The sequence below is a fragment of the Marivita sp. genome, assembly GCF_965656765.1.
In the GTDB taxonomy this organism is placed as follows: Bacteria; Pseudomonadota; Alphaproteobacteria; order Rhodobacterales; family Rhodobacteraceae; genus Marivita.
Genome location: NZ_CBFHLV010000008.1, coordinates 30,799 through 55,214, shown reverse-complemented (window position 1 = coordinate 55,214; position 24,416 = coordinate 30,799). Strand labels below are relative to the sequence as shown.

At 56.9% G+C, this 24,416-nt stretch carries 26 protein-coding genes; 11 read left to right on the top strand and 15 right to left on the bottom strand.

What is annotated here, in order from left to right; all coding sequences use genetic code 11:
• The first annotated feature begins 63 nt into the window (after window positions 1-63).
• From ACTG4M_RS04220 to ACTG4M_RS04205, 4 genes are all read left to right on the top strand, one after another.
• Entirely contained in the window at window positions 64-1,143 is a 1,080-nt protein-coding gene (locus ACTG4M_RS04220; protein ID WP_439122387.1) for a Zn-dependent alcohol dehydrogenase, read from the top strand.
• An 88-nt stretch (window positions 1,144-1,231) separates the two neighbouring features.
• Window positions 1,232-2,467, top strand: a complete 1,236-nt coding sequence (locus ACTG4M_RS04215; RefSeq protein WP_439122386.1) for a mandelate racemase/muconate lactonizing enzyme family protein — start codon at window positions 1,232-1,234, stop codon at window positions 2,465-2,467.
• A gap of 71 nt (window positions 2,468-2,538) precedes the next feature.
• Window positions 2,539-2,859, top strand: a complete 321-nt coding sequence (locus ACTG4M_RS04210; protein ID WP_439122385.1) for an ArsR/SmtB family transcription factor — start codon at window positions 2,539-2,541, stop codon at window positions 2,857-2,859.
• A complete protein-coding gene (locus ACTG4M_RS04205) occupies window positions 2,856-4,274 on the top strand; it encodes an amidase (protein WP_439122384.1) in 1,419 nt (472 codons plus the stop codon). Before ACTG4M_RS04210 ends, ACTG4M_RS04205 begins: the two co-directional genes overlap by 4 nt.
• Here ACTG4M_RS04205 and ACTG4M_RS04200 read toward each other — a convergent pair.
• Window positions 4,271-4,669: a DUF1801 domain-containing protein gene (locus tag ACTG4M_RS04200; protein ID WP_439122383.1), complete on the bottom strand. Its 399-nt coding sequence runs from the start codon at window positions 4,667-4,669 to the stop codon at window positions 4,271-4,273. The genes ACTG4M_RS04205 and ACTG4M_RS04200 overlap by 4 nt on opposite strands.
• Before the next feature lie 107 nt (window positions 4,670-4,776).
• Window positions 4,777-6,657, bottom strand: coding sequence for an acyl-CoA synthetase (locus tag ACTG4M_RS04195; RefSeq protein ID WP_439122382.1), 1,881 nt, complete (start codon window positions 6,655-6,657; stop codon window positions 4,777-4,779).
• A 300-nt stretch (window positions 6,658-6,957) separates the two neighbouring features.
• Between ACTG4M_RS04195 and ACTG4M_RS04190 the strand changes: the two genes are divergently transcribed.
• The 4 genes from ACTG4M_RS04190 to ACTG4M_RS04175 all read left to right on the top strand — a co-directional run bounded on the left by ACTG4M_RS04190 (window position 6,958) and on the right by ACTG4M_RS04175 (window position 11,325).
• The gene (locus tag ACTG4M_RS04190) at window positions 6,958-8,010 is read left to right on the top strand and encodes an ABC transporter ATP-binding protein (RefSeq protein ID WP_439122381.1); all 1,053 of its coding nucleotides are present in this window, start codon (window positions 6,958-6,960) and stop codon (window positions 8,008-8,010) included.
• Between the two features lie 78 nt (window positions 8,011-8,088).
• Window positions 8,089-9,330 carry an ABC transporter substrate-binding protein gene (locus ACTG4M_RS04185; protein WP_439122380.1) on the top strand — a complete coding sequence of 414 codons (1,242 nt, stop codon included), beginning with the start codon at window positions 8,089-8,091 and terminating at the stop codon, window positions 9,328-9,330.
• A 76-nt stretch (window positions 9,331-9,406) separates the two neighbouring features.
• Window positions 9,407-10,432: a carbohydrate ABC transporter permease gene (locus tag ACTG4M_RS04180; protein ID WP_439122379.1), complete on the top strand. Its 1,026-nt coding sequence runs from the start codon at window positions 9,407-9,409 to the stop codon at window positions 10,430-10,432.
• 11 nt (window positions 10,433-10,443) lie between these two features.
• Complete coding sequence (locus ACTG4M_RS04175) at window positions 10,444-11,325, top strand: carbohydrate ABC transporter permease (protein ID WP_439122378.1); 882 nt, start codon at window positions 10,444-10,446, stop codon at window positions 11,323-11,325.
• Window positions 11,326-11,445: 120 nt separating this feature from the next.
• Here the strand turns inward: ACTG4M_RS04175 and ACTG4M_RS04170 are convergent, their stop codons facing one another.
• The 3 genes from ACTG4M_RS04170 to ACTG4M_RS04160 are packed head-to-tail and all read right to left on the bottom strand — an operon-like array spanning window position 11,446 to window position 15,183.
• On the bottom strand, window positions 11,446-12,831 hold the full coding sequence (locus ACTG4M_RS04170) for an FAD-binding oxidoreductase (protein ID WP_439122377.1): 1,386 nt from the start codon (window positions 12,829-12,831) through the stop codon (window positions 11,446-11,448).
• Between the two features lie 57 nt (window positions 12,832-12,888).
• Window positions 12,889-13,554, bottom strand: coding sequence for an SOS response-associated peptidase (locus tag ACTG4M_RS04165; protein ID WP_439122376.1), 666 nt, complete (start codon window positions 13,552-13,554; stop codon window positions 12,889-12,891).
• Window positions 13,555-13,599: 45 nt separating this feature from the next.
• Complete coding sequence (locus ACTG4M_RS04160; protein ID WP_439122375.1) at window positions 13,600-15,183, bottom strand: bifunctional metallophosphatase/5'-nucleotidase; 1,584 nt, start codon at window positions 15,181-15,183, stop codon at window positions 13,600-13,602.
• A 161-nt stretch (window positions 15,184-15,344) separates the two neighbouring features.
• Here ACTG4M_RS04160 and ACTG4M_RS04155 point away from each other — a divergent pair, with 161 nt between their 5' ends.
• Together ACTG4M_RS04155 and ACTG4M_RS04150 are read left to right on the top strand one after the other, a co-directional pair.
• Entirely contained in the window at window positions 15,345-15,680 is a 336-nt protein-coding gene (locus ACTG4M_RS04155) for a DUF952 domain-containing protein (protein ID WP_439122374.1), read from the top strand.
• Window positions 15,677-16,723, top strand: a complete 1,047-nt coding sequence (locus ACTG4M_RS04150; protein ID WP_439122373.1) for a quinone-dependent dihydroorotate dehydrogenase — start codon at window positions 15,677-15,679, stop codon at window positions 16,721-16,723. Before ACTG4M_RS04155 ends, ACTG4M_RS04150 begins: the two co-directional genes overlap by 4 nt.
• A 98-nt stretch (window positions 16,724-16,821) precedes the next feature.
• Here ACTG4M_RS04150 and ACTG4M_RS04145 read toward each other — a convergent pair whose 3' ends face one another.
• The 8 genes from ACTG4M_RS04145 to ACTG4M_RS04110 form a co-directional block, all read right to left on the bottom strand.
• On the bottom strand, window positions 16,822-17,478 hold the full coding sequence (locus tag ACTG4M_RS04145; RefSeq protein WP_439122372.1) for a phosphoribosylanthranilate isomerase: 657 nt from the start codon (window positions 17,476-17,478) through the stop codon (window positions 16,822-16,824).
• 9 nt (window positions 17,479-17,487) lie between these two features.
• Window positions 17,488-17,838, bottom strand: a complete 351-nt coding sequence (locus ACTG4M_RS04140; RefSeq protein WP_439122371.1) for a lipopolysaccharide assembly protein LapA domain-containing protein — start codon at window positions 17,836-17,838, stop codon at window positions 17,488-17,490.
• 6 nt (window positions 17,839-17,844) lie between these two features.
• Window positions 17,845-18,126, bottom strand: coding sequence for an integration host factor subunit beta (gene ihfB, locus ACTG4M_RS04135; RefSeq protein ID WP_439122370.1), 282 nt, complete (start codon window positions 18,124-18,126; stop codon window positions 17,845-17,847).
• Window positions 18,127-18,398: 272 nt separating this feature from the next.
• Entirely contained in the window at window positions 18,399-19,127 is a 729-nt protein-coding gene (locus ACTG4M_RS04130; protein ID WP_439122369.1) for an MBL fold metallo-hydrolase, read from the bottom strand.
• A complete protein-coding gene (locus tag ACTG4M_RS04125; protein ID WP_439122368.1) occupies window positions 19,124-20,167 on the bottom strand; it encodes an ABC transporter ATP-binding protein in 1,044 nt (347 codons plus the stop codon). Before ACTG4M_RS04125 ends, ACTG4M_RS04130 begins: the two co-directional genes overlap by 4 nt.
• Window positions 20,164-20,961 carry an ABC transporter permease gene (locus ACTG4M_RS04120; protein WP_439122367.1) on the bottom strand — a complete coding sequence of 266 codons (798 nt, stop codon included), beginning with the start codon at window positions 20,959-20,961 and terminating at the stop codon, window positions 20,164-20,166. The genes ACTG4M_RS04125 and ACTG4M_RS04120 overlap by 4 nt, the downstream gene beginning before the upstream one ends.
• Entirely contained in the window at window positions 20,937-21,788 is an 852-nt protein-coding gene (locus ACTG4M_RS04115) for an ABC transporter permease (RefSeq protein WP_439122366.1), read from the bottom strand. Before ACTG4M_RS04115 ends, ACTG4M_RS04120 begins: the two co-directional genes overlap by 25 nt.
• Window positions 21,785-22,837: an extracellular solute-binding protein gene (locus tag ACTG4M_RS04110; protein ID WP_439122365.1), complete on the bottom strand. Its 1,053-nt coding sequence runs from the start codon at window positions 22,835-22,837 to the stop codon at window positions 21,785-21,787. The genes ACTG4M_RS04115 and ACTG4M_RS04110 overlap by 4 nt, the downstream gene beginning before the upstream one ends.
• A 126-nt stretch (window positions 22,838-22,963) precedes the next feature.
• Here ACTG4M_RS04110 and ACTG4M_RS04105 point away from each other — a divergent pair, with 126 nt between their 5' ends.
• On the top strand, window positions 22,964-23,590 hold the full coding sequence (locus tag ACTG4M_RS04105; protein ID WP_439122364.1) for a TetR/AcrR family transcriptional regulator: 627 nt from the start codon (window positions 22,964-22,966) through the stop codon (window positions 23,588-23,590).
• 45 nt (window positions 23,591-23,635) lie between these two features.
• Here ACTG4M_RS04105 and ACTG4M_RS04100 read toward each other — a convergent pair whose 3' ends face one another.
• Together ACTG4M_RS04100 and ACTG4M_RS04095 are read right to left on the bottom strand one after the other, a co-directional pair.
• The gene (locus ACTG4M_RS04100) at window positions 23,636-24,055 is read right to left on the bottom strand and encodes a phage holin family protein (protein ID WP_439122363.1); all 420 of its coding nucleotides are present in this window, start codon (window positions 24,053-24,055) and stop codon (window positions 23,636-23,638) included.
• An 11-nt stretch (window positions 24,056-24,066) separates the two neighbouring features.
• A complete protein-coding gene (locus tag ACTG4M_RS04095; RefSeq protein WP_439122362.1) occupies window positions 24,067-24,378 on the bottom strand; it encodes a DUF883 family protein in 312 nt (103 codons plus the stop codon).
• Between the last annotated feature and the right edge of the window lie 38 nt (window positions 24,379-24,416).

The window sequence follows — 24,416 nt, the reverse complement described above, 5'->3', positions numbered from 1 at the left end:
TGACTTCCCGCTTGCGCTTGGTCGATGTGCGCCGCAGGTTGCGCGAAAGCCATGGGAGATCACATGACCCGCATCAAAGCTGCTGTCTGCACCGAATTCGGCCAACCGTTGAGCTTGGAAGAGCTCACTCTTCGCGCGCCAGGGGCCGGAGAAATCGAAGTGACGCTCGAAGCGGTGGCGATTTGCCATTCGGACATCCACTTTGCTGAAGGCGCGTGGGGCGGCGACCTGCCAGCAGTCTATGGGCACGAAGCAGCGGGACGGGTGTCGGCAATCGGGACGGGTGTGCGTGATCTAGTGGAGGGACAGCGCGTTGTCGTTACCCTCATCAAGGCTTGCGGCACTTGTCCGAACTGTTCGAGCGGCAAACCTACGATTTGCGAAACACCCGGCGCTGGGGCGTCCCCGATCACGCGCGAGGATGGCACAGCGGTGGTTCAGGCGATGAATTGCGGTGCATTTGCTGAACGCGTGGTCGTTGACCAAAGCCAGGTCGTGCCCCTGCCCGACGACATGCCCCCAGAGGCGGTCGCGCTGATGGCCTGCGGTGTGATCACTGGCGTCGGAGCGGTGGTAAATGCAGGCCAGTTGCGCGCAGGCGAAGATGTGGTGGTGATCGGTGCTGGTGGCGTCGGGCTGAACGCCATTCAAGGTGCGCGCATTGCCGGGGCGCGACGGATCGTGGCCGTGGATGTGACCGAGGAAAAGCTGGAGACCGCCAAAGCATTTGGCGCAACTGACGGCGTTCTGGCCACCGGCAAAGCGCCTTGGAAAGAGGTGATGCGCATCCTTGGCCGCGGCGCCGATCTGGTCGCTGTGACTGTTGGTGCCATCCCGGCCTATAATCACGCGCCGCGCTATCTGGGATGGGGCGGGCGCATGGTGATGATTGGTATGCCGCATTCCGGCGCGATGGCCGAATACGAGCCGGTTGTTTTGGCCTATATGGCGCAGGGCATGGTCGGGTCAAAGATGGGGGATGTAGTGATCCGCCGGGACATTCCGTGGCTGGCTGACCTGTATCGCCAAGGCAGGCTCAAGCTGGATGAGTTGGTGTCAGGCAGGTGGTCACTGGACCAGATCAACGAAGCCATCGCCGACACCAAGGCGGGCGGAGCCAAGCGCAACGTGATTCTGTTCTAGGCGCAACATCAATGACAGGGTGGGATTTCCGCCCACGTAAACCCGTGATGCTACACTGGACCATCCGCCCGACAGCAGGGGAACAGCCATGAAACTCCACACGCTCGACATCATCATAACAGCCCCCCCTGCCCCCGGCTGGGGCGGCCGGTATTGGACGCTGGTCAAAGTGACAACTGACACGGGGATCACCGGTTGGGGCGAATGCTATGCCTCGTCGGTTGGCCCGGGCGCGATGAAAGCCGTGATCGAGGATGTGTTCGAGCGGCACATGAAGGGCGAAAGCCCCGAGAATATAGAACTGATGTTCCGCCGCGCCTATTCGGCCGGGTTCACACAACGCCCTGATCTAACGGTCATGGGTGCGTTTTCCGGGCTTGAGATCGCCTGTTGGGACATTCTGGGAAAAGCGCGCGGTCGACCTGTTTGGGCGCTCTTGGGTGGACGGATGAACGCAAAGGTCCGCGCCTACACCTATCTGTATCCCTTGCCCCACCATGATATCAGCGCATTCTGGACGGACCCGGACGCGCAGGCCGAAGCGGCGACCGAATATTTGCGGCAAGGCTATACTGCTGTGAAATTCGACCCGGCTGGGCCATATACGATCCACGGCGGCCACCAGCCTGCGATGACCGACATTTCGCTCTCGGTTGAAATGTGCAAGGCCATCCGTGCCGCGGTCGGGAACAAGGCCGATCTGTTGTTCGGCACCCACGGGCAGTTCACCACCTCGGGTGCGATCCGACTTGGGCAAGCAATCGAGGCGTATCTGCCACTCTGGTACGAAGAGCCAATCCCACCCGACAACCTGCTTGAATTCGCCGAAGTCGCGCGCGCCGTGCGTATTCCCATCGCCACGGGTGAGCGGATGACCACCAAGACCGAATTCGCAACCGTGCTCCGCACTGCTGGTGCCAAGATTCTGCAACCGGCGCTGGGGCGAGTCGGAGGAATTTGGGAGGCCAAGAAGCTCGCGATCATGGCCGAGGCGTTCAACGCAGAGATCGCGCCACATCTGTATGCGGGACCAGTGGAATGGGCCGCAAATGTGCATCTATGCACCTCGATCCCCAACATGCTGCTGGCCGAAACCATCGATACACCGTTTCACAACGCGCTGATCCAGAACACGATCAAGGTCGAAGACGGGTATATCACCGCGCAAGACAGCCCCGGTCTGGGCATTGACGTGGACGAAGACCTCGCTCGCGCGCATCCCTATACCGACGGCGGGTTGCATCTTGAAATGCAGGAGGCTGCTTGTGATTACAAAAACGGCAATGCGTTCGTGGGTGGCGCTCCGCCGCGTCCCGATACGTAAAGCGTAAAGATAAGACTTTGAAACGTCCCACCCAACAATGCTATAGGCTTTGGAACGATGGGGATTGTTCGATGAACGATACGGGTTTCGCACCGACAGCCGTGCAGGACATGGCGCAAAGCGCGCAGCAGGCTGCGGCGTACCTGAAGACGCTTGCTCATGAAGGTCGTTTGATGATCCTTTGCCATCTTGGCGCTGGGGAAAAGTCCGTCGGCGAACTGGAATCGCTGCTCAATATCCGTCAGGCCGCCGTGAGCCAAATGTTGGCCCGCTTGCGCGACGAACAATTGGTCAAGACCAGGCGCGATGGAAAAACGATCTACTACAGCCTCAACGACGACAACACGGCACAGCTGATTGCCCATCTGCACGGGATGTTCTGCAAATCGTGACTCGCCCCACCACGCGCTTCTCCGGCCCCGAGCTTTGTGCCAAACCGGCACGTGATGTGATCGCTCTGTTGCAAAACGGTGACGTGACAACCTCCGATCTGATCGACGCCAGCGTGACGCGCATGGATCAGGTCGAACCACAAGTGAACGCTGTGGTCACACGCTGCATTGATCGAGCCCGCGCCACGCCTTCGGCCGCCGACAGCTTGCTCGCGGGCCTTCCGCTTGGGATCAAAGACCTCACCCCGGTCGAAGGTGTGCGGACCACCTTTGGCACCCAAGGGATGGCCGACCATGTGCCCGCGTCCTCTGATCCGCTGGTTGCACGGATCGAGGAACGTGGTGGCGTTGTGCTTGGCAAGACCAATACGCCCGAGATTGGGGCCGGGGCCAACACGTTCAACGCAGTATTCGGCGCGACGCGCAACCCCTGGAACACGGCAATGAACGCCGCCGGTTCCTCTGGTGGTGCAGCAGTGTCCTTGGCCACCGGAGAGCTTTGGCTCAGCCATGGGTCAGATTTCGGCGGCAGCTTGCGCAGCCCGGCCAATTACTGCGGCATCGTTGGTTTGCGTCCGTCGCCCGGTATTGCCGGGGGTAGTTCCGCGCAGCTTGGCTTCACCAATGGCGGTGTCGAGGGTCCAATGGCCCGTGACGTTCTGGATTGTGCGCTCTTTCTTGATGCGATGGCGGGATACGATCCGGCCTGGCCAATCTCGTTCCCGGCACCACCCACGCCCTATCTTGAGACCGCCCGTCAGGATGCCGGTGCAGTACGAATTGCCTACACATCCGATCTGAACGGATTTGCTGCCATCACGTCCGAGATCGACACGGTGCTGCGCACAGCGCTTGAAAGCATACGCCTTCCGAATGTAACGATTGCAGAACACTGTCCTGATCTGCCCCGCCTTGACGAGGCATTCCGCGCGCTGCGGTGCCTGTCTTTTCTGGGCAGTTATCAGGTCACACCAGAAAGCGTCACCCGGCATTACAAGAACACGATCAAGGGCAACCTCGCTGACGCCCGCGCGATGACCTTTGACGATTACGTTCAGGCGGAACGCGATCGCTCCAATATCTATAACACCATGAACGCCTTCTTCCGCACCCATGATGTTCTGGCCTGCCCAGTCAATGGTCTTGCGCCCCTGCCCGTTGAGATTGAATACCCGACCGAGGTCGCAGGACGCCAGATGCGCGACTATATCGACTGGTTGCAATTTGCGTTTCTGGCAACAGTTGCAGGGCTTCCGGCCTTATCTCTACCTGTCGGCTTTACGCCCTCCGGCATGCCGGTTGGCCTGCAACTGATTGGTCCACCACGCGGTGAGGCACGGTTGCTACAAGTTGCGCATACGCTGGAGCAGGCTCTGAACCTGCCCGTTACGCTGATCGACCCGATCGCAGGTTAAGCCTTCAGGCGATAAGACAGCGCGGTGTACAAGACGTGCCGCACCGCGGTTTCGGGAATGGGACACCCCGAGGGAAACGAGATTGCGCGATTTCCCTCGAAGCACAGGCCCTGGTCGAAAAGCGCGCGGGCATCGGAAATCACGCGCGTCTGGCAATGGACAAACACTGCAGGTTCGCCTGCTTTCGAAACACCCAACCTGACCGGGGTTCCAGTGGTTACCGCATAAGACGGTTGCCCCCATTTCAATGTTTCCATCACAGGGCCCGCCTCTGGGATACTGGATGCGATGCCAAAGACCATCTCCCTGAGGTCGTAAAGAACATTGCGCGCTTGGTCGGGATACGCCTCAAACACAGCTGAGATATGGTTTGGAAAAGGCGGCACCAGTGACATGGGCAAATAGGACTATCCCAACCGCCTTCGGTCAAGTGCAACATCACGACACGTTCACAGTGAGTGTTTCTTCTTTTTCGGATCGGCACTACCGATCCGAAACAGGCTTAGCTTACCGCTTCCCAACGGTTGGTAAAGTTGCCAAGAACATGCCCAACATCCTCGGACGGGGCATCGTACAAATCCACCTGTGCGACCAGACCACGGGTCTTGTCATCGACCACTGCAACCACTCGTGCCGGGCTTCCTGCCTTATCCAATGCGGCGTTGAATACTCGCGTGATAGCGTGCTTGCGCAGGTCTGGTTTGAACACTTTGCCCACAGCGGTCTTGGGCAGTTCATCGAGGATCGTCATATGCTTGGGCATGGCGGCGCGCTCGTGCACATGTACCTTGCAATGCTCCAAAAGCTCCTGTTCGGTCACGCTTGCACCATCCATCAGTTCGACAAAGGCGCAAGGCAACTCACCGGAATGCGCGTCGGGCTGACCGATGGCCCCAGCAAAGGCGACAGCCGGATGCGCCAAAAGCGCCTCTTCGATCTCGGCCGGGTCGATGTTGTGGCCACCACGGATAATCAGATCTTTTGCACGGCCCGTGATCCACAAATAGCCATCGGCATCAATGCGACCCAGATCGCCGGTCCGCAAGTATTTTCCGTAATGAAAAAGGTCCTGGTTCTTGGCGGTCTCCGTATAGGTATGGCCCGCGAAAACACCTGGATTGGACACGCAAATCTCACCGATTTCGTCCGCAGCACAAGCCACCACATCACCATTCTTTTGGATCAGGATCTTCACATCCGTATGAGGAAACGGAATGCCGACGGAACCGACTTTCTTGATGCCGTCTGGTGGGTTGCAAGACACAAGGCATGTCGCCTCGGTCAGGCCATAGCCTTCGACCACGGTCACACCGCAGGATTTCTCAAACCGATGGAACAATTCCAAAGGCAGCGGCGACGAGCCGGAAAAAGCAGTTTTGATCGTCGAGATATCCGCATCCACCGGGCGTTGCATCAAAGCCGACATCGCGGTGGGCACTGTGATGACAAAGGTGGTTTTCCACCGATCACAGAGCTTCCAGAAATTGTCAAAAACACCGTCACCCCGGTATCCCTGCGGGGTCGGGAACACCGTATGCGCCCCCGATACCACCGAGGCCATGAGAATCACATGGCACGCAAAGACGTGAAACAGCGGCAGCGGGCACATGATGCTGTCCTCTTCCGAGAAGAGCAGCCGGTGCCCCAGCCATCCGTTGTAAATCAGCCCAGAATATTTGTGTTGAGCCACTTTGGGCATGCCCGTCGTGCCACCTGTATGGAAATACGCGGCGACCCGGTCGCCCGCGCTATCAGCAAAATCAAGCGTCGTGTTCTGCTTTTTCAACTCGGCATTGAAACTCAGCACATCGGCGTGGTGACCCCCGGGATTTTTGGGCCGCACAAGCGGAACAATCCATGATTTCGGTGGCGTAAGGTAGCGGTTGAGGTCCACTTCAAGAACCGTTTGGACCTTCGGGGCATGACGGCACGCCTCGGCGACTTTTTGTGGCACATCGGTTTTTGGAAACGCCTTGAGGGTCACCACAACCTTGGCTTCGGTCTCGCGCAGGATGGCACCGATTTGTTCGGGTTCGAGCAGAGGATTTATCGGATTTACGATCCCTGCAATCGCACCACCAAGCAACGTCAGGATGGTTTCACTGCTGTTTGGAAGCACATAGGCGACCACGTCGTTTTCACCGATTCCCAGCTTTCGAAAAAGATTTGCAGCCTGAACAGTTTTGGCAAAAAGGTCAGACCAATTCAGCGTTTCGGCCTTGTCACCCGGACCAGACAGAAGCTGAAAACTGGCTGCCGGGCAGTTTGGAAACGCTGCGGCTGTTTTGCTTAACTGACCATAAAGCGTTGCTGGCACGTCCCGTTCGGCCCATGGCATTTCATTTTCGATCGCATTGCGGTCCTCGAAACTCGCAAAGGTCATCGCGTCCCCTCCCAAGGCTTATCTGCGCAAACGCATGCGCGTGCGGCAGGTCTTTTTAGCGGATATTTCCCGAGAACAAGACACCCCGACGCTACGACAGATTGTGCATGACGCTGCGTTCCGTTGTGATCAAAGGGCCGATTGCGCCCAAAATCAAACAAAACCGCATACCGGTTTCACTGTCCCCGATATCAAATTTGATTTTTTGCACACGTTTGCAAAGAATTCTTGCCAAACCGTCAGCCCTATGGCTTGGTGGAGTGGTCTACCGCAAATCCGATCTTTGCGCAGGGGGGAAGCATGGCGGAAATCCAGCTTAGGAACGTCAACAAACGTTGGGGCAGTTTTATCGGTGTCGATAATTTCAACCTGACCATTGCGGACAAAGAATTCCTTGTGCTGTTGGGGCCATCGGGCTGCGGCAAGACAACAACCATGCGCATGATCGCAGGGCTGGAAGACATCACCGAGGGCGAGATCGCGATTGACGGCAAAGTCGTGAACCAGCTTGATCCAAAAGACCGAGATGTGGCGATGGTGTTCCAGTCCTACGCTCTATACCCCAACATGAACGTCTATGAGAACATTCGCTTCCCGCTGAAAGTGCGCGGGATCGATACATCGACCCATGAAGAAAGGGTCCGGCGCGCCAGCGCGATGGTCGAACTTGACGATTTCCTGCATCGCAAACCTGCCGAACTTTCGGGCGGTCAACGCCAGCGCGTCGCACTCGCGCGCGCTATTGTGCGTGAACCCAACGTGTTTCTCATGGACGAACCACTGTCCAACCTCGATGCCAAGCTGCGCGTCAGCACCCGCGCCCAGATCAAGAATCTGAGCCACGAACTGGCGGTTACGACGATCTATGTGACCCATGACCAGATCGAAGCGATGACCCTCGCGGATCGCGTGGTCGTCATGGAGAAGGGCATCGTCCAACAAGTCGGCAGCCCAACCGAAATTTACGACCGCCCGGCCAACATGTTCGTCGCAAGTTTCATCGGCAATCCGGCGATGAACCTACTTGATGGTGAGATCATTAAGGGCGTCTTTGAAACCCGCAACACGCAGATCCCCGGCCTGACAGCCGCTAACGGCAAGGCCACTCTGGGGTTTCGTGCCGAGGACGCGTCGCTTGCCGCCGATGGAAATGGTCAGATCACCGCGCCAATCTACACATTGGAACTTTTGGGCGATGCAACGATGATTTCGGTGCGCATTGGCCAGGCTCTGGTTGCAGTTAAAGCCGACAAATCGTTCCGCGCCGAAATTGGCGACACCGTTTCAATCCACGTCCCGCCCGAAATTTGCCACCTGTTCTCCACCGAAACAGGTCAGCGGCTCGACGGCTGATAAACCAAGATTCCCGGCCCAACCGGGAGATAGCGATGTGCGTTTGCAAGGCGCATCCAGACACACAGGGAGACCAAAATGAACCTCAAGACAATTCTGATGACAGGGTCGTTTCTTGTCGCGGCCAGTGCCACCACAACGATGGCTGCAAATTGCGGCATCGAAGACGGACGGTTGAGCATCGTTGGCAACGAATTCCCGGCGATCCAGACAGTCGCAGCGGCGGCACAGTCCTGTGACGGCCTGACCGAAGCCAAGGCCAACCTGACAGCCGACCACCAGACCATCAACCTGCCCGGAATGCAGGGCAATCCAGCCGAATACACCACTGCGATTGTCGCCAACTCTTCGATCGTGGCACTGATCAACGAAGACGTCATTCGACCGCTTGATGATCTGATCGCCGCACATGGTCAGGACATCCCCAAGAACCAGCTGATCACCATTAATGGTCAGGTCATGGCCGTCGCGTTCATGGCAAATGCACAGCACCTCGTGTACCGCCAGGACATCCTCGAACAGGTCGGAATGGAGCCCCCAACCACCTATGAGGAAATGCTGACCGTGGCCGAGAAAATCCGTGCTGACGGTATACTCGAATACCCACTTGGTGGCGCGTATATGGCCGGTTGGAACCTCGCGCAGGAATTCGTGAACATGTATATCGGCCATGGTGGCCAGTTCTACGAACCAGGCACAGCGCAAGTATCGATCAACAACGAAGCAGGCGTTGCCACGCTTGAGATGCTCAAATCGCTGAGCACCTACATGAACCCAGATTATCTGACCCACGATTCCAATGCGACGAGCGCAGAATGGGAAGCAGGCAACGTCGCTCTCATGAACATGTGGGGATCGCGCACCGGGGTTCTTATGGACGACGAAGGCTCCACGCCCGAGGTCTATGAGAACACGATGGTCGGCGCACCGATGACGGTTGCGGCTGGTGACACCCCAGCATCGACCCTGTGGTGGGACGGCTGGACCGTTGCCAAGAACATCAGCGACGAAGACGCCGCGGCCACCTTCAAAGCGATGAAGCACGGCATCAGCCCAGCGATCCTCAACGACGAGACAATGGGCCAAGCGGTCTGGATGATCGACGGCTATGAACCAGCCCCAGTGAACGAAGGTGTGTTCTCGGCCATCTCAATGGGGACCACGCCCTATCCGATGCTGCCGCATCACGGCCTGCTGCACACTGCACTTGGCGACAATATCGCCGACTTCCTGCAAGGCAAGGAAAGCGCGGAACAGGCGCTGTCGGATATCGAAGACGCGTACATGACCGCAGCCAAAGAAAAAGGCTTCGTGAACTAAACTGTGATCTTTCTTGGGGCGGGACATCCCGCCCCTTCGACCTTTCGTATAACTTCAAGCTTGCGGGTCTGATCCAATGAAACACAGTGCGTTTTTCTGGTTTGTCTTGCCATCGGCCATAGCGATGCTGTTGTTCATCTTTTTTCCGATCGTGTCCGTTGTCGTCCAATCGCTCTATGTCGAACACGAGCAGGTCATCATCGAAGTGGAAAACTGCGGTCCCTTCGGCTGCACCACCGCCACCGCGATCGACCAAGACGCCACTGCCGCTCTGCGCGAAGCGCAACCTTTAGGCCGTTTTGCCGGACTGGAGATCTACAAGGACCGCAACCACCTTGCCGTTGGGCAACTTGGCCCGCTTTGGGAGCAAAGCACAGGGCTAGGCGATTACGTCGGCAAGCTGATGAACCTGCCTTTCTACAAGGCTATTGGGTTTACGCTCACCTACACGTTCATCGTCACACCACTGACCATCATCCTCGGCTTTATTATCGCAGTGGCGGTGAACAGCGCGGCTCGTGCGCTGCGTGGACCGATGATCTTTTTCTCGCTACTGCCAATGATCGTGACACCGCTGGTCGGATCACTGATCCTGTTCTGGATGGTTGATGCGCGCGGCATTCTGGGCACCGCTTTGCGCGCGCTTGCTGATGACCCGTCGCTTTCGGTCAAGGCCGACACCGGACTGATGTGGATCATGCTGATGGTTTACGGCGTGTGGCACTCCGCGCCCTTTGCATTCATCGTCTATTACGCTGGACTGCAAACCGTGAACACCGACACCCTTGAGGCCGCCCGGATCGACGGCGCCAGCCGCTGGCAACAGATCCGGCATGTCGTCATCCCTCACCTACTACCATTGACCACCTTTATCGCGCTAATCCAGTTGATGGACAATTTCCGCGTGTTCGAACCGATCGTCAGCTTTAACGCCAGCGCGCATGCCACCTCACTTAGTTGGGCGATCTACAATGATCTAGGCGGCGAGACCCAGCAACTTAGCTCTGCCGCCGCCACATCGGTGCTCACAATCATCGGTGTCGCCATCCTGCTGTCACCTGTACTGATCCGCACATGGCGTGATTACGGCAAAGCGGCTTGAGGAGGACGACCATGTCAAACCAAGCCCAGAAACGTCCTCTCGCCCTTCAGATCATTCTGGTCGGCATCCTGATCATCTGGATGATCGCCGCTGCGTTCCCATTTCTCTGGACGCTATGGGGGTCATTCAAGGTCGAAGGTGATTTCTTCTCATTGGCCGACTGGACCAACGTTTTGACCGGAGACATGACCACCCGCGAAACCGGTGGGGCCTTTACAGCCCAAGGCTATTCTGGCGCTTGGGTGCAGGAAGAGTTTTGGAAAGCTGCCTGGAATTCCACTTTGGTGTGCCTGTTCGTCGTCACCATTTCGTTGACCCTTGGCACACTTGGGGGATATGCCCTTGCCCGGTCCACCTATCGCTACGCGTTCTGGTTCCTGCTTGTCGCGCTGATCTTCCGCGCCATGCCGCCGATTACCTTGGTGTCTGGATACCTGCCGGTGTTCTTTGAATGGAACGTATGGGGCTATTTGCCGACCGCCATCATCGTGCTGGTCGCGATCAACCAGCCCTTTACGCTGTGGATGCTGCATTCGTTTTTCAAAAACATCCCCCAGGACCTGGATGAAAGCGCAATGGTCGATGGTTGCACACGGTTTCAAGCGTTCCGCCATGTAATCATACCGGTGATGTGGCCCGGTGTGATCACCACAGGTCTCTTCAGCTTTCTGCTCGCGTACAACGATTTCGCGGTCACAGCGATGATCCTCGACAAAGAAAACCAAACCATGGTGCCCAAGATCGCGTCTTTCCTTGGAACAACACAGACCAAGGGCAATGTCATGTTCGCAGTCGCAGCGGTGGTCTCGACAACGGCGCCCCTGTTCCTTCTGATTATGTTCTTCCAACGCCAAATCGTGTCCGGTCTGACAGCCGGTGCGGTCAAAGGCTGAGAACCGTAGGCTTCTCTGGTTCAGAAATACCTCGGGGGAGTTGCCCATCGGGAAATGGGGGCAGCGGCCCCCTTTTTCTGTTGATGGAAAGTCAGGATGCGTTGACGCATCCTGTCTCGCTTAATTCAAGGTCACCAGCTTCCCGGGATTCATGATATTGCCCGGATCGACCGCTTTCTTGAGCACCCCCATCAGCGCATAGGCCGCCCCATGTTCTTGCGGCAGGTACTTTCGCTTACCAAGCCCGATGCCATGCTCGCCACTGACCGTCCCACCAAAGTCAAGTGCGAGCATGTTCACCTGGTTGGCCAACGCCTTGGCGCTGTCCATTTCAGCCGCACTTTCGGGATCCACCAGAATGAGAAGGTGGAAATTTCCATCTCCCACATGCCCTGCGATCGGGGCCATCAAACCCGAAGCGGCAATCAGCTCTTTCGCGCGCACCAGACACTCCGCCAAAGCCGAGATCGGCACACAGCAATCGGTCACAACGCTGTTGCAGCCCGGCCGCAACGCCTTTCCCGCGTAATACGCATTGTGCCGCGCTTGCCATAACCGATTTCGATCTTCGGTCTTGGTTGCCCATTTGAAATCAGACCCCCCATATTCCTCGACCAGCGCGGCAAAGCTATCGACCTGCTCTGCCACGCTTGCCTCAGTGCCGTGAAACTCAAGAAAAAGATGCGGCGTCTCGGGCAATCCCATATCGGGATTATAGAGGTTCATTCCTTTCATCTGCACCTCATCAAGCAGCTCGATCCGAGCCATCGGCAAGCCCATCTGAATGGCAAGGATCACGGTATCCACAGCCGTTGCGATATTAGGAAACGCGCAGGTCGCCGCCGCGATATGTTCAGGCTGACCGTGCAGCTTGACCGTCAGCTTGGTGATGATGCCCAGCGTGCCTTCGGAACCGACAAAAAGATGCGTCAGGTCGTAACCGCTAGACGACTTGCGCGCGCGGCTGCCGGTTTCGATGATCTGCCCGTCCGGCAACACCACCTCAAGCGCCAGAACGTTGTCCGCCATCGTGCCATAGCGCACCGTGTTGGTGCCGGACGCCCGCGTGGCCGCCATCCCACCAAGCGATGCATCTGCACCAGGATCAACGGTGAACATCAACCCAGTGGCCCGCAGCGCATCGTTTAATTGAACCCGCGTGACACCGGGCTCGACCACCGCATCCAAGTCACTTTGGTGAACCTCAAGCAATTTGTTCATGCGGCTGGTATCCACGGTGATCCCACCTTGCACCGGAACGACATGACCCTCGAGCGAAGACCCGATCCCGTATGGCACCACCGGGCACCCGTTTTGGGAACACAATCGCAGGATCTGTGACACCTCTTCCGTGGTTTCGGGAAAGACCACCGCATCGGGCAGAACGGGCGTTGTATAAGCCTCATCGTGGCTGTGCTGATCCAGAACAGACGGCCCGGTTGAAAGCCGGTCGCCAAGGATATCGCGCAGCGCATCAATGGTTTGTGTGATCTTGGCGTTGGGCATATGGGCCTCCCTCTTCGGCGACACGCTACTGCCAAGCGGCGCCCGGGAAAACCCCGATCAAACGTCTAACGGGTCAATCAACTCTGGTCCCGATGCGCGGTTTGAATTGACCTTTGGATCGACCCTGTAGAACTCCAACGCGTTCTCGGGCGCAGCATTCATCAAGGTGGCTGCCCCATGCCCCGCCTCTCCCAACCAAAGCGCCCAATCCTCGGGCCCGAGGGTTACAGGTTGACGATGATGGATGACCGACATCCGATCATTCGCCCCGGTGGTAACGATGGCGCACGTCCGATGGGCCACACCATCGCGTTCCCAATCTTGCCAGACACCCGCGAACACCAGAAGGTCTGCATCAGTTGGGTGGATATACCAAGGCAGGCGATTGCCGTCGGCATCTTTGGTCCATTCATAGAACCCTGTCGCAGGGATGAGGCAGCGCCGCTCACGACAGGCGGCTTTGAACGCTGGCTTTTCGGCAATCGTTTCAGCCCGCGCATTGATCAACAAAGGCCCACCGTTTTCGGCCTTGTACCAATGCGGCAGGAACCCCCAGCGCATTGCAACCAAGCGGCGCTGCCCTTCGACCTTATGCACCGCATGCACAAAGTTGGTCGGGCAGATGTTGTAATTGGGAATGTCTGGCAACGCGTTGGACGGCGTTGCATCAAACAGCTGGGCCATCGCATCAGACGGCAGTGTTAAAGAAAAACGTCCACACATCGTGCTGCGGCAGGCCGGGCCACAAGGCACGGCCTGCTTTGGGCGTTACTTGTTCACAGTGATCCGACCATCCGTAAAGGGCTGGTACGGACCAACCTTGGCCAGAAACTCGGCTGTCACATCAGCAAGGTCGGGACCATAGTCATAGGCGTTCATCGCATCGCGGAACATCCGGTAGCCGTCACCACCATTGCGGACATAGTTATTGGACACCGCACCATATGTTGCTTCCGGGTCAAGGGCGGCATCGCCAACCATAACATTCGAAATACGGCTGCCCGGCTCTTGTGTCAGATCAACGGTAAAGCTCATCCCGGCAACCTGCGGAAAGCGGCCCGCGCCATCTTCGACCTGGCTCACACCGTTCTCCAAAGCGGCAAGAATCTGTGCGCCTGTGACCTCGAATGTCGACAGCGTGTTCTGGAACGGCAGGACCGTCAGGACCTCGCCCATGGTCACCTCACCCGCGTCGATGGACGCGCGCAGTCCACCACCGTTCTGGATGGCGATCTGGACACCCTGATCTTTCACGCGGTCCAGCATTGCATCCGCAACAAGGTTGCCCATCGGGCATTCCATCGCGCGACAGACATCACGGCTGCCTTCAATAGCCTCGGCTGCCTCGGCAACAACGCGGGTTTTCATCTCTTCGATGGGGCCCGCAAGCTCGGCCACACGGGCGACGATCTCGGCGTCTTCGTCGACAGATGCGTCCAGCAGGATCGTGTCACCCGCCGCATAGGTCAGATTGCCTTCATCGTCGAAGTTCAACTCAAGATGGCCAACATATTTCGAATATGCATAGGCCTGCACAACCGGAACCAGCGTGCCGTCTTCCTGGCTGACAAAGGTCGGGTACGCGCCCTGTCGGTCAGGGTCGCTTGCCGACAGATAGGTGTGGCTGTGACCGCCGACGATGGCATCAAGGCCCGGCACCGCGGCTGCAATCTCGATATCGCGGGGCAAACCGACATGGGTCAGGCCAATGATCTTGGTCACGCCCTCTTCGGTCAATGCGGCCACATCGGCGGCCATGCTGTCGATCTCGTCCTGAAAGATCACCGCTTCAGACGGTGAGGACGTTTCCACTGTGTCGGTGGCCAGAGCAGAAATGATGCCAATCTTTTCGCCACCCACTTCGAGAACAACATGGTTTTGCACCTTGCCTGCCAGAATGTTTGACTGGCTCACGTCAAGGTTGCCCGAAATCACTGGGAAGGAGACGTTGTCGACCAGCTTGAGCAAGCCTTCGTCGCCATCGTCGAATTCGTGGTTGCCAACGGCCATCACATCGAACCCGATCTTCTCCATCATCTCGGCTTCAACATCGCCCTTGTAGGTCGTGTACATCAGCGAGCCCTGATACTGATCACCCGCATCCACAACGATCACGTTCTCGCCGTCCAATTCGGCACGCAACTGGTCGATCATCGTCTTGACCCGCGCCACACCGCCAAAGCATTTGCCCTCGGCATTGTCTTCAGCAGAACAGGTCGAATCGAAGCGATTGATCGGCTCGATCCGGCTGTGCAAATCATTGATGTGGATGACGTGGAGCGTATAATCGGCCTGCGCCACACCTGCAGTCAGCGCCAGCACCGCAGCGCTGGAAAGAAGTCGGTAAGACATGTGAGTCCCCTCTGTCGGATTATTATGCCGTGATCGTGCATCGCCGCGCGGAGGGAGTCAAAAGTTACGCTAGGGTCGCCTAAACAATATCGTTCCAGCGCCACCTGATCAGGCAGATGTCAGCGCTTGACGTGACGCCGCACACGCGGCACATCGCGGGAATGATATATAAACTCCTCCGCTCCGCTGAATGGGCCGCGCTGCAGGCCGATGGTGAAACCGCTGGCGCGCCAATCGACGTGGCGGACGGCTATGTGCATTTCTCGACCGCCGAACAGGTGCGCGAAACCGCAACCAAGCACTTTGCAGGGGCTGATGGGCTGATGCTTTTGGCCTATGACGAAGCGACCATTACCGGGGAATTGCGGTGGGAGCCGTCACGTGGTGGCGCTCTGTTCCCGCATTTGTATGCGCCACTTCGCTTGGCTGACATGGTCTGGGCAAAACCTTTGCCTTTAGGCAATAACGGGCATGACTTTCCGGACGACCTGACATGAGCTTGTTGGAACAGACCGGTTTGCGTTTGCTCCACCGGTTCGATCCCGAAACCGCACATGGGCTGGCGCTGAAAGTCCTACAGCTGGGCTTGTCGCCCACGACCGGGACCGTGACCAGCACGCGATTGCGCACCACTGTGGCCGGGCTGACCCTGCCGAACCCAGTTGGATTGGCTGCCGGGTTCGACAAAAATGCCACCGCGTTGCGACCTCTGTCACGCGCGGGTTTTGGCTTTATCGAAGTGGGTGCCGCCACCCCGCGCCCGCAGCCGGGCAACTCAAAACCGCGTTTGTTTCGCCTGACCGAAGACCAAGCTGTGATCAATCGTTTCGGCTTTAACAATGACGGCATGGACGCAATTGCAACCCGACTCAAAGGCCGGCCAAGTGATGCGATCATCGGCCTGAACCTTGGTGCGAACAAAGACAGCGAAAACCGCGCTGGTGATTTCGCCACCGTCTTGGCAACCTGCGCAGCCCATTTGGACTTTGCCACGGTCAATGTCAGTTCGCCCAACACCGAAAAACTGCGCGATCTACAAGGCAAAGAGGCTCTCGCAGCTTTACTCGCCGGGGTCATGGACACACGCAATACGTTGGAACGTCCGATCCCGATCTTCCTCAAAATTGCCCCCGACCTAACCGAGGCTGAAATCGCAGATGTGGCCGATGTCGCGCTGACATCTGGAATTGACGGCTTGATCGCAACCAACACAACGCTTGACCGCAATGGTTTGACCTCAGCCCATGCAAACGAGAAAGGTGGCCTATCGGGTGCGCCATTGTTTGATAAATCCACGCGCGTCTTGGCTCAGCTTTATCGCGCGACCGATGGCAAATTACCGATCATCGGGGTTGGCGGTGTGGCGTCTGCTGAAGACGCCTACGCAAAGATCAAAGCCGGCGCGTCAGCCGTCCAGCTTTATTCCGCACTGGTTTATCAAGGGTTGGGACTTGTGCCTCAAATTGCAAATGGATTGGACGCGCTGCTCAAGCGGGATGGCGTTGAAAACGTGGAACACGCGGTCGGAACGGCAACCTGATCCTACACCTTCTCTGGTTCAAAAATACCTCGGAGGAGGCCGGGGGCCGCGCCCCTTTTTCTAATCATCAGAGAATACGAGACACGGCAGCGCGTCTGTCAGTGCATGACTGGCACGCCAGTTGCCTGCACAAAAGATCGGATCAAATCTGCGTTTTTGATCCCCGGCGCGGCTTCGACCCCTGAGGACACATCCACTTGTTTGGCCCCCGTCAAAGCAATCGCTTCTGCCACGTTGTCCGGCGTCAATCCGCCCGCTAGCATCCAAGGCACCGACCAGCGGCGCGCAGAAATCAAACGCCAGTCAAAGGACACGCCATTCCCGCCCGGCAAGACCGCATTCTTGGGTGGCTTGGCGTCCACAAGGATCTGATCGGCCACCTCGGCGTAGGTGTCCAAAGCAGCCACGTCTTTGGCATCTGCCACACCGACAGCTTTCATAATTGGAAGGCCATAACGTGCACGCACGTGGGATACGCGTTCCGGGCTTTCATCCCCGTGAAGCTGCAGAATATCCAAAGGCACGGTGCTGGTGATCGCGTCTAAGAGCGCGTCATCCGCATTCACGACAAGCGCAACCTTGGCCACACCAACAGGCACGTCAATCGCCAAATCGCGGGCGACGTCAATCGACACGTTGCGTGGGCTTTTGGGAAAAAAGACAAACCCAGCATAGGCCGCACCTGCATCGGCAACAGCGGCCACATCTTCGGGTCGGGTCAGCCCGCAGATTTTTACGCGAATTTCAGTAGGCATGCTGATGGCTCAGCTCGCCTCGTCGAGAAGGGCCAGAACTTCGTCCTTGTCCTTGTCACGCTCAGCCTTGGTGCGCCTCAACTCACGCTCGAGCCGCTTAACCTCGGCCTGCCGCTGAGAGGCTGCCGCGCGGTGCTTGTGCTCGCGCAGCCATTCCCAAACGAACCCGATCAAGAGACCCGCGATGATGCTACCAAAGATCACGATGAACATTGGCAATTCGATTGACCGGTTCATCCCCGCCATTTCGGACAGCCCTGAAGGTAGCAGCTGCAGCATGACCGTGCCACGATTAGCGAGCGCAACGGACACCAGCACAATGGCCAGCGCCGCAAGAAATGCATAGCGAATGTATCGCATCAGTGTTTACTTCCCGTTTAACCTATCTCTAAGCAATTTGCCGGTCTTGAAAAACGGCACATGCTTTTCTTCTACCTCGACCGCCTCGCCGGTGCGCGGATTGCGCCCAACGCGGGCATCGCGTTTCTTAACCGAAAACGCGCCAAACCCACGCAGTTCAACCCGGTCCCCACGCGCCATAGCGTCGATAATTTCTTCGAAAATGGTGTTCACGATGCGCTCGACATCGCGCTGGTACAAATGCGGATTATCGTCGGCAATTTTTTGAATCAACTCAGACCGTATCATCGTATCGCATCCCTCTGGTCGCACGCCAATATCGTGCTGTTCTGAGAGACGAGTATACGCAGGACAAATGCAGACGGAAACCGCAGCGTTTGGCCGAAAGTCAGAAAGTTAAGCCAAATTAAGCGGTTCAAAGCCGCATCCAGCTGGGATTTTGCTCAAATCATCTTCACCGGTCACCAAAACCCGTGTGCAAACTGCATTACGATTCGCCCTGTTTTGCGACCCAAAAGGCGGCCGAATTCAGAACTCGAAACAGCGCCCCCCAAATGTCTCTAGCAGTCTTTCGACGTCAGCCAGTCGCGGATGATGGTCTTGTGACGCTCGCCGCCATAGCTTTGGAAATGCCCACCATGGACAACACGCACCGGCAAATCGAACAGTCGCACCATCGACGCATGGTAGTCGTGTGGATCGGAATGATAGGTGTCTTCGATCAACGGCCCATCATAAACGATATCGCCTGAAAACAAGATACCACTCGCCGCCTCCCACAAGGCGATGCCACCGGGAGAATGGCCAGGCGTGTGAATGACTTCGAAATGCCGATCCCCGAGATCTACGATATCACCGTCATCCAGAAGCCGCGTCGCCTTTGCCCCTTTCACCGCATAGTCGGCTGATGCGTAAGGCAAGGGAGGAAGAGTGTCGAAGATCTCATCTGTGACATAAGGCTCAGCCAACGTTGCTATGCGCGTTGGATCCGCAAGAATATCGGCCTCAGCACGATGTACAGCACTATCCTCGAATTCATGATGGCAGCCGATGTGATCGAAATGCGTATGGCTTGCGACAGCTGTCAGGTCACGTTCGGTGACCAATGGCACCCATTCGCGCAACGACACGACGCCCATACCGCTGTCGACCAGCATATCCCGATCCCGACCCCGGATGTGCCAGATGTTACAGCGATAGAATGGCTGTATGTGTGGCTCATCAATCAGAGTAACGTCATCACCCAGCGTCTGGATACGATACCAATCCTCTGGTTTAGCACGGTTCATGGGGCCTCCTTGGTGTAGATGCGGATCGCCTCAGGCAGAACCGAGAGCGACAGAACCGTTCCCGCCTCGGGCAGTGACGCAGGTGGCAGGTGCGCCACCAGTTCCATATCGGGCGCGGCCATCGGGATAACATGCGCGCGGGTGTGGGTCCCAAAAAAGGTTGCATCGCGCACCGTTGCATCGCCAAGCGCAAGACCAGTTCCGTCATGGCGCAGCGCCTCTGGCCGTATGCATATTGTCGCCGCACCGGTTCGGAGGTTCGGCGCAGGCAATACACCTAGCGCTGTCTCGGCGACATTTGCACCCACCTGTGCTGCGATATGATTCGTCTCACCCATGAAATCGGCCGCGAACAGCGTGGCAGGTTCGCGGTAAACGCGCGCCGGAGGACCGGCATCTTCAATCCGGCCTGCATTCATCACGACTATCCGGTCGGCAATCGCCATTGCCTCTTCTTGGTCATGGGTCACGTGCACAAAAGTGGTCCCGACCTGCCGCTGGATATCTTTGAGTTCGTCCTGCATGGCACGCCGCAGTTTCAGATCAAGCGCCCCGAGCGGTTCATCAAGCAACAGAACCTCAGGTTCGACCGCAAGTGCACGAGCCAATGCCACGCGCTGCCGCTGCCCGCCCGAAAGCTCGTGAGGCCGCTTGAGTCCAGCCGCCTTAAGGCCAACCAGATCAAGCTTTTCATCGGCACAGCGATCCCGCTCGGCCTTTGCCATGCCCGCCATCCGTAAGCCAAAAGCCACATTGTCCCGCAAACTCATATGCGGAAACAGAGCATAATCCTGAAACATCGTGGTGGTCGGACGCTTTGCCGGCAGTACAAGGGTCATATCCGTCCCACCAATATGCACCGTGCCTTGGGTCGGCTGCTCGAAGCCGCCAAGCACCGAAAGAAGCGTGGTCTTCCCGCAGCCAGACGGACCAAGCAGGGTGATGTACTCCCCTGCCCCGATCTCAAGCGAGATATCGGTCAACGCCTGAAAAGTTCCAAACCAGTGGTTGAGACCATCGATTTTGACCGAGGCCGTCATGTTCCGCGCCTCCGCAAGACTGTGAATTCAAGGATAAGAACCGCTGTAACCGAAATCAAAAATACAACGCTGCCAATAGCGTTAAGCCGTGGCGATAATCCAGAGCGCAGCATCGACCAGATTTCAACCGGAAGCGTGATGTCAAAGCGGGTCAACAGGAAGGCGATGATGAATTCGTCCCATGACAATGTGACCGACAGAAAGAACGCTGCTGCAATCGCAGGCGCCAACATCGGCGCGGTCACGAGCAGAACCACCTTGGTTTCGCTTGCGCCTAAATCACGAGCCGCACGTTCAGCGTTTTCGTGTTGCGCGCCCATTGACGCATAAATGATCGCAAAGGCCAGTGGCAGGTTGATCACCACATGCCCGATTCCTGCCGTAGCAAGGGACAAACCAAACCCGGCGCGTGTCAGAACAATCAAAAGGCCCAAACCGACAATCAGGTAGCTGACTGTCAGAGGGGCGATCAGCAGCACACGCATGAACGTCGACCCCGGCACGACGTGGCGCGCCAAACCGTAGGCAGCTAGAAACCCAAGAACCACAGCAATGGCGGACGATCCAATCGCGACCAAAAGCGAATTGAGCAAAGCGGCGGTGACATCATCATCAGACAAGATCTCGGCATACCACTGCATCGATGGTCCGTTGAACGGCGGCACCGGTAGACTGCCTTCTTGGAACGAGAACAGAACCAGCGTGCCAACCGGCAGATATATGAAGCCAAAAGCCAAGATCAGGTAAATCCACGGAAGCAGGCGCATCGTCACACCCGGTCCAGTTTCAGCCAACGCGCGCTGGCAAGATAGGCAACTGTCACGATCGCCATCATCACAATGGCCAGCGCCGAGGCCAGCGGGAAATCAGCACGGCGACCAAGCTGAACCATGATGACCTGCGGTATTGTCAGTTCGTTATTACCACCCAAAACCTGTGGCGTGACGTAATCGCCAATACACAGCACAAATGTCAGGAACGCGCCCGTTGCGATGCCCGGCAGGGTCAGTGGCAGGATGACATGCCGAAATGTCTGAAATGCATTTGCACCAAGGTCCATTGCCGCGCGCCGGTAGTTCGGGGACAGCTGCACAAGGTTGGCGTAAATCGTCAGCGTCAGAAGCATGACGAAGAAATGCACAAACCCCGTCACTGTGGCAAAGCGCGTGTTGGCCAGAGTGATCGGCTCCGAGATCGCGCCGAGGTTCATAAGCGTTTGATTCACAAAACCTTCGCGAGCCAGCACCAAAAGCCATGCGTAGGACCGCACGACATAGGACGTCCAAAACGGCAGGATCGCCAGTAAAAGAGCCAATCGCTGCCAGCGCGGAGGGATACGGAAGGCGATGATCGCGGCAAGTGGATACGCCAGAACAACCGAAACGATTGTGACCGTCAATGTAATCTCAAGCGACACCAGCACCGCCCGCCAGAGGTAGGCGCGAGTTGCCAGTTCGATATAGTTGTCCAAACTGAAACCCCAGACAACACTGCGCCCATCCAGCGTCGCGAAACTCATTGCGCCCATCACGAGGAACGGCACAATAAAGAAAGCAAGCGTCCATAAAAGAGCTGGGGCGACAAAACCCCAGCCCAGTTTGTTATGACCTGAAGCGTTCACTGCGAGAGTTTATCGAGCCAAAGGTCCTGCATCTCAATATCAAGATCGGTATCCGGCGCAGGATATAGCTGCGTCCGCGCCAGATAGTCTTCCTGTTCGTCCCACCGCAAAACCGCGCGCTGATCATCCGTCAGGATATCACCGGCCGCCGCATTGGCAGGCATTCCCCAGAAACAAGAGGACGTGGCGAGACGCGCCTGGCCTTCCGGGCTGACGATGTACTTCACGAATTCCAGCGCAAGATCGGGCTGTTCACTGTCGGCCAGAACACCGATGGACTGGGTCCAGCGGACAGCCCCCTGATCGGGAATGGTCCATGTCAGTTCCGGCTGTTCTTCGGCCAGAACCGCAGTCAACCATTCACCACCGCCCACGACGATATCAACTTCACCAGTGGCCAAAGCCGTTTGCGCGGCAACCACACCGGCGACCGAGGCGGCACTGGATCGCATCTGCGTCAGGACCGGGGAAATGGTTTCGAGCGATGCAGCATCGACATCAGCGGTATTCACCCCCTCTGCCAAAGCGGCAAGACCCATCACAGGAAGGTAATAGTCATAGATGGAGATCCGGCCTGCATATTTGTCTGACCAAACCATGGACAGGTCCTGCATGTCTGCCGGATCAACGGCCTCAGAGTTATAGGAAATCGTGTTATACCCGAACTTTTCAGTCACAGCATAGGTCACACCATCGAGGGTGTTGTTTTCCGCCATCACAATCTCGGGAAAGAAATCAGCAACCGGCAGGTCGTCTTCTGGCAGTGGCGCCATAAGACCTGATTCCACTGCGCGAAACACGTCGATCCCGTCGATCACAAGAACATCCCAATCGCCGGGGCGAGATTGCTCAAGAAGGGCCAAAGCGGCACCGGTGCCTTCGTATTCGCGTACGTTGACCGTAACACCGAATTCTTCTTCGAAAGGCTTGATCAATGCGTCGTCCGTGTGGTCGCACCAAACAAGCGCGTTGAGTTCCTGCGCCTCAGCAACACCGCCAACCAGCCACATCGCTGTTCCACCCAAAAAGGCACATGTCCGTGTCATCATCTTCAAAGCTCCCATATTTACGACAGCGCCTTTCTGATGCGGCACTGATTAACAAAAAAGTTGAATGGCTTCATTTTTGTAGTCAACTATAATTTTCGCAACCGCTCAAATCGCAAGAGGGCAGACATGACGAAACTTCGCGAACGACAGAAAGCTGACCGCGAAAGACGCATTCTTTCTGCAGCGGTGCATAAATTTCGGGCAGAGGGCTATAAGCGCGTCAGAATCGAAGATTTGGCCGACGCCGCAGATGTCTCGGTTGGGACCGTTTACAACTACTATGGCACCAAGGGCGACATCCTCATTGCCGCTGTTGCGATGGAAGTGGAAGAGGTGCTGGCCGAAGGTCAAAACCTCGTCGCTGACCCTCCTAAAGATCCGGGTGATGCTCTTCTCGCGCTTACATTTTGCTACTACGATCACTCCCTAAATTACCTGACCAAGGAAATGTGGCGCCGGGCGATGGGATTGGCGATTGAAGCGCCGGACACTCCAAACGGACGTCGCTATTCAGAATTGGACGCGAAACTGGCGCAACAGGTTGGTGACCTTGTTAAGCAATTCCAAAACAACGGCATCCTGTCACCAGACATTGATGCGGTCGCGTTGGGGCGAGTAATCTTCAACAATCTGAATCAGCTCTTCATCGCATTTGTCACCAACGAGGCGATGACCCTCGACGATCTGCGGGATGAAGCAAAACTACTGACCACGCCGATTGCAACGCTCCTTCCCAGAGCAGACCCCGCATAGAGGTATCTCGCAAAGAAACTGCTTAAGCTGCGTCCACTAACGCCCTTATCGTTTTGTAGATCGCCCAAGCATCAATCCAGCAGCAAGGGCTGCAGCAACGAGTCCTATCCCCTGCTCCGGTTTTCCATGAGCGTTTTCCGTGTCTTTCAAAGTTCCTTGTGGCATCAGACCCAGAGCTTTTAGCGCCGCAATCGCTTGATCATGCGGATCAGGCTCGTTCGGCCTCATAAGCGTACGTCCAAAGAGCATCAGGAGAGCGGCCACGATAAACCCGACGCATGACAAAAGCGCAGCTGCCTGCCACGGCTCCATGACGCTGGACAGCCAAAGAAACAAACTTAAGAAAAGCAGTGCCGTTGCAAGACCAATCATTCCGAGGGCCGCAGCTTCCAACAAAGCGCCCCGTGTCTTTCGACGCACATCCCCGAATTGAGAGCGTAGGAACGCCAGTATAAGATTTTCCATCACATATAGCCTTAACGACGGGTGATCATTCCAAACAGAAACCCAACCCCAAGTGCGATCAGTGCGGATTGAACAGGTTGCTTGTGAATATAATCTTCAATCGAAGCCGTAGCTTGGGTCGCTCTTAGCCGTCCATCGTCGATTGCAGCGCGGGATTTCTCGAGAAGTTCCGCAGCTTCAGCAATGGCAGCGTCGCGTTTTTCGCCCACCTTTTCCTCACCGATGTCACGCAAGAGGTTCGTCAGAGTGGTAATGTCATCACGAATGATCTGAAATTGCTGATCAACATCGTCACGGGTATGGGACGGGGATTTTTCCGGCATGTTTTTCCCTTTCGCTGTGTCGGGCGGCTATGCGATCT

What these genes read in the sequence shown, in the direction of transcription:
- ACTG4M_RS04125 (WP_439122368.1), bottom strand. Translation starts at nt 20,167, where the DNA reads ATGACGGCCTCGGTCAAAATCGATGGTCTCAACCACTGGTTTGGAACT.
- ACTG4M_RS04220 (WP_439122387.1), top strand. Translation starts at nt 64, where the DNA reads ATGACCCGCATCAAAGCTGCTGTCTGCACCGAATTCGGCCAACCGTTG.
- ACTG4M_RS04170 (WP_439122377.1), bottom strand. Translation starts at nt 12,831, where the DNA reads ATGCCCAACGCCAAGATCACACAAACCATTGATGCGCTGCGCGATATC.
- ACTG4M_RS04155 (WP_439122374.1), top strand. Translation starts at nt 15,345, where the DNA reads ATGATATATAAACTCCTCCGCTCCGCTGAATGGGCCGCGCTGCAGGCC.
- ACTG4M_RS04110 (WP_439122365.1), bottom strand. Translation starts at nt 22,837, where the DNA reads ATGATGACACGGACATGTGCCTTTTTGGGTGGAACAGCGATGTGGCTG.
- ACTG4M_RS04160 (WP_439122375.1), bottom strand. Translation starts at nt 15,183, where the DNA reads ATGTCTTACCGACTTCTTTCCAGCGCTGCGGTGCTGGCGCTGACTGCA.
- ACTG4M_RS04215 (WP_439122386.1), top strand. Translation starts at nt 1,232, where the DNA reads ATGAAACTCCACACGCTCGACATCATCATAACAGCCCCCCCTGCCCCC.
- ihfB (WP_439122370.1), bottom strand. Translation starts at nt 18,126, where the DNA reads ATGATACGGTCTGAGTTGATTCAAAAAATTGCCGACGATAATCCGCAT.
- ACTG4M_RS04165 (WP_439122376.1), bottom strand. Translation starts at nt 13,554, where the DNA reads ATGTGTGGACGTTTTTCTTTAACACTGCCGTCTGATGCGATGGCCCAG.
- ACTG4M_RS04130 (WP_439122369.1), bottom strand. Translation starts at nt 19,127, where the DNA reads ATGAACCGTGCTAAACCAGAGGATTGGTATCGTATCCAGACGCTGGGT.
- ACTG4M_RS04100 (WP_439122363.1), bottom strand. Translation starts at nt 24,055, where the DNA reads ATGGAAAATCTTATACTGGCGTTCCTACGCTCTCAATTCGGGGATGTG.
- ACTG4M_RS04175 (WP_439122378.1), top strand. Translation starts at nt 10,444, where the DNA reads ATGTCAAACCAAGCCCAGAAACGTCCTCTCGCCCTTCAGATCATTCTG.
- ACTG4M_RS04095 (WP_439122362.1), bottom strand. Translation starts at nt 24,378, where the DNA reads ATGCCGGAAAAATCCCCGTCCCATACCCGTGACGATGTTGATCAGCAA.
- ACTG4M_RS04105 (WP_439122364.1), top strand. Translation starts at nt 22,964, where the DNA reads ATGACGAAACTTCGCGAACGACAGAAAGCTGACCGCGAAAGACGCATT.
- ACTG4M_RS04190 (WP_439122381.1), top strand. Translation starts at nt 6,958, where the DNA reads ATGGCGGAAATCCAGCTTAGGAACGTCAACAAACGTTGGGGCAGTTTT.
- ACTG4M_RS04140 (WP_439122371.1), bottom strand. Translation starts at nt 17,838, where the DNA reads ATGCGATACATTCGCTATGCATTTCTTGCGGCGCTGGCCATTGTGCTG.
- ACTG4M_RS04145 (WP_439122372.1), bottom strand. Translation starts at nt 17,478, where the DNA reads ATGCCTACTGAAATTCGCGTAAAAATCTGCGGGCTGACCCGACCCGAA.
- ACTG4M_RS04185 (WP_439122380.1), top strand. Translation starts at nt 8,089, where the DNA reads ATGAACCTCAAGACAATTCTGATGACAGGGTCGTTTCTTGTCGCGGCC.
- ACTG4M_RS04150 (WP_439122373.1), top strand. Translation starts at nt 15,677, where the DNA reads ATGAGCTTGTTGGAACAGACCGGTTTGCGTTTGCTCCACCGGTTCGAT.
- ACTG4M_RS04180 (WP_439122379.1), top strand. Translation starts at nt 9,407, where the DNA reads ATGAAACACAGTGCGTTTTTCTGGTTTGTCTTGCCATCGGCCATAGCG.
- ACTG4M_RS04210 (WP_439122385.1), top strand. Translation starts at nt 2,539, where the DNA reads ATGAACGATACGGGTTTCGCACCGACAGCCGTGCAGGACATGGCGCAA.
- ACTG4M_RS04200 (WP_439122383.1), bottom strand. Translation starts at nt 4,669, where the DNA reads ATGTCACTGGTGCCGCCTTTTCCAAACCATATCTCAGCTGTGTTTGAG.
- ACTG4M_RS04195 (WP_439122382.1), bottom strand. Translation starts at nt 6,657, where the DNA reads ATGACCTTTGCGAGTTTCGAGGACCGCAATGCGATCGAAAATGAAATG.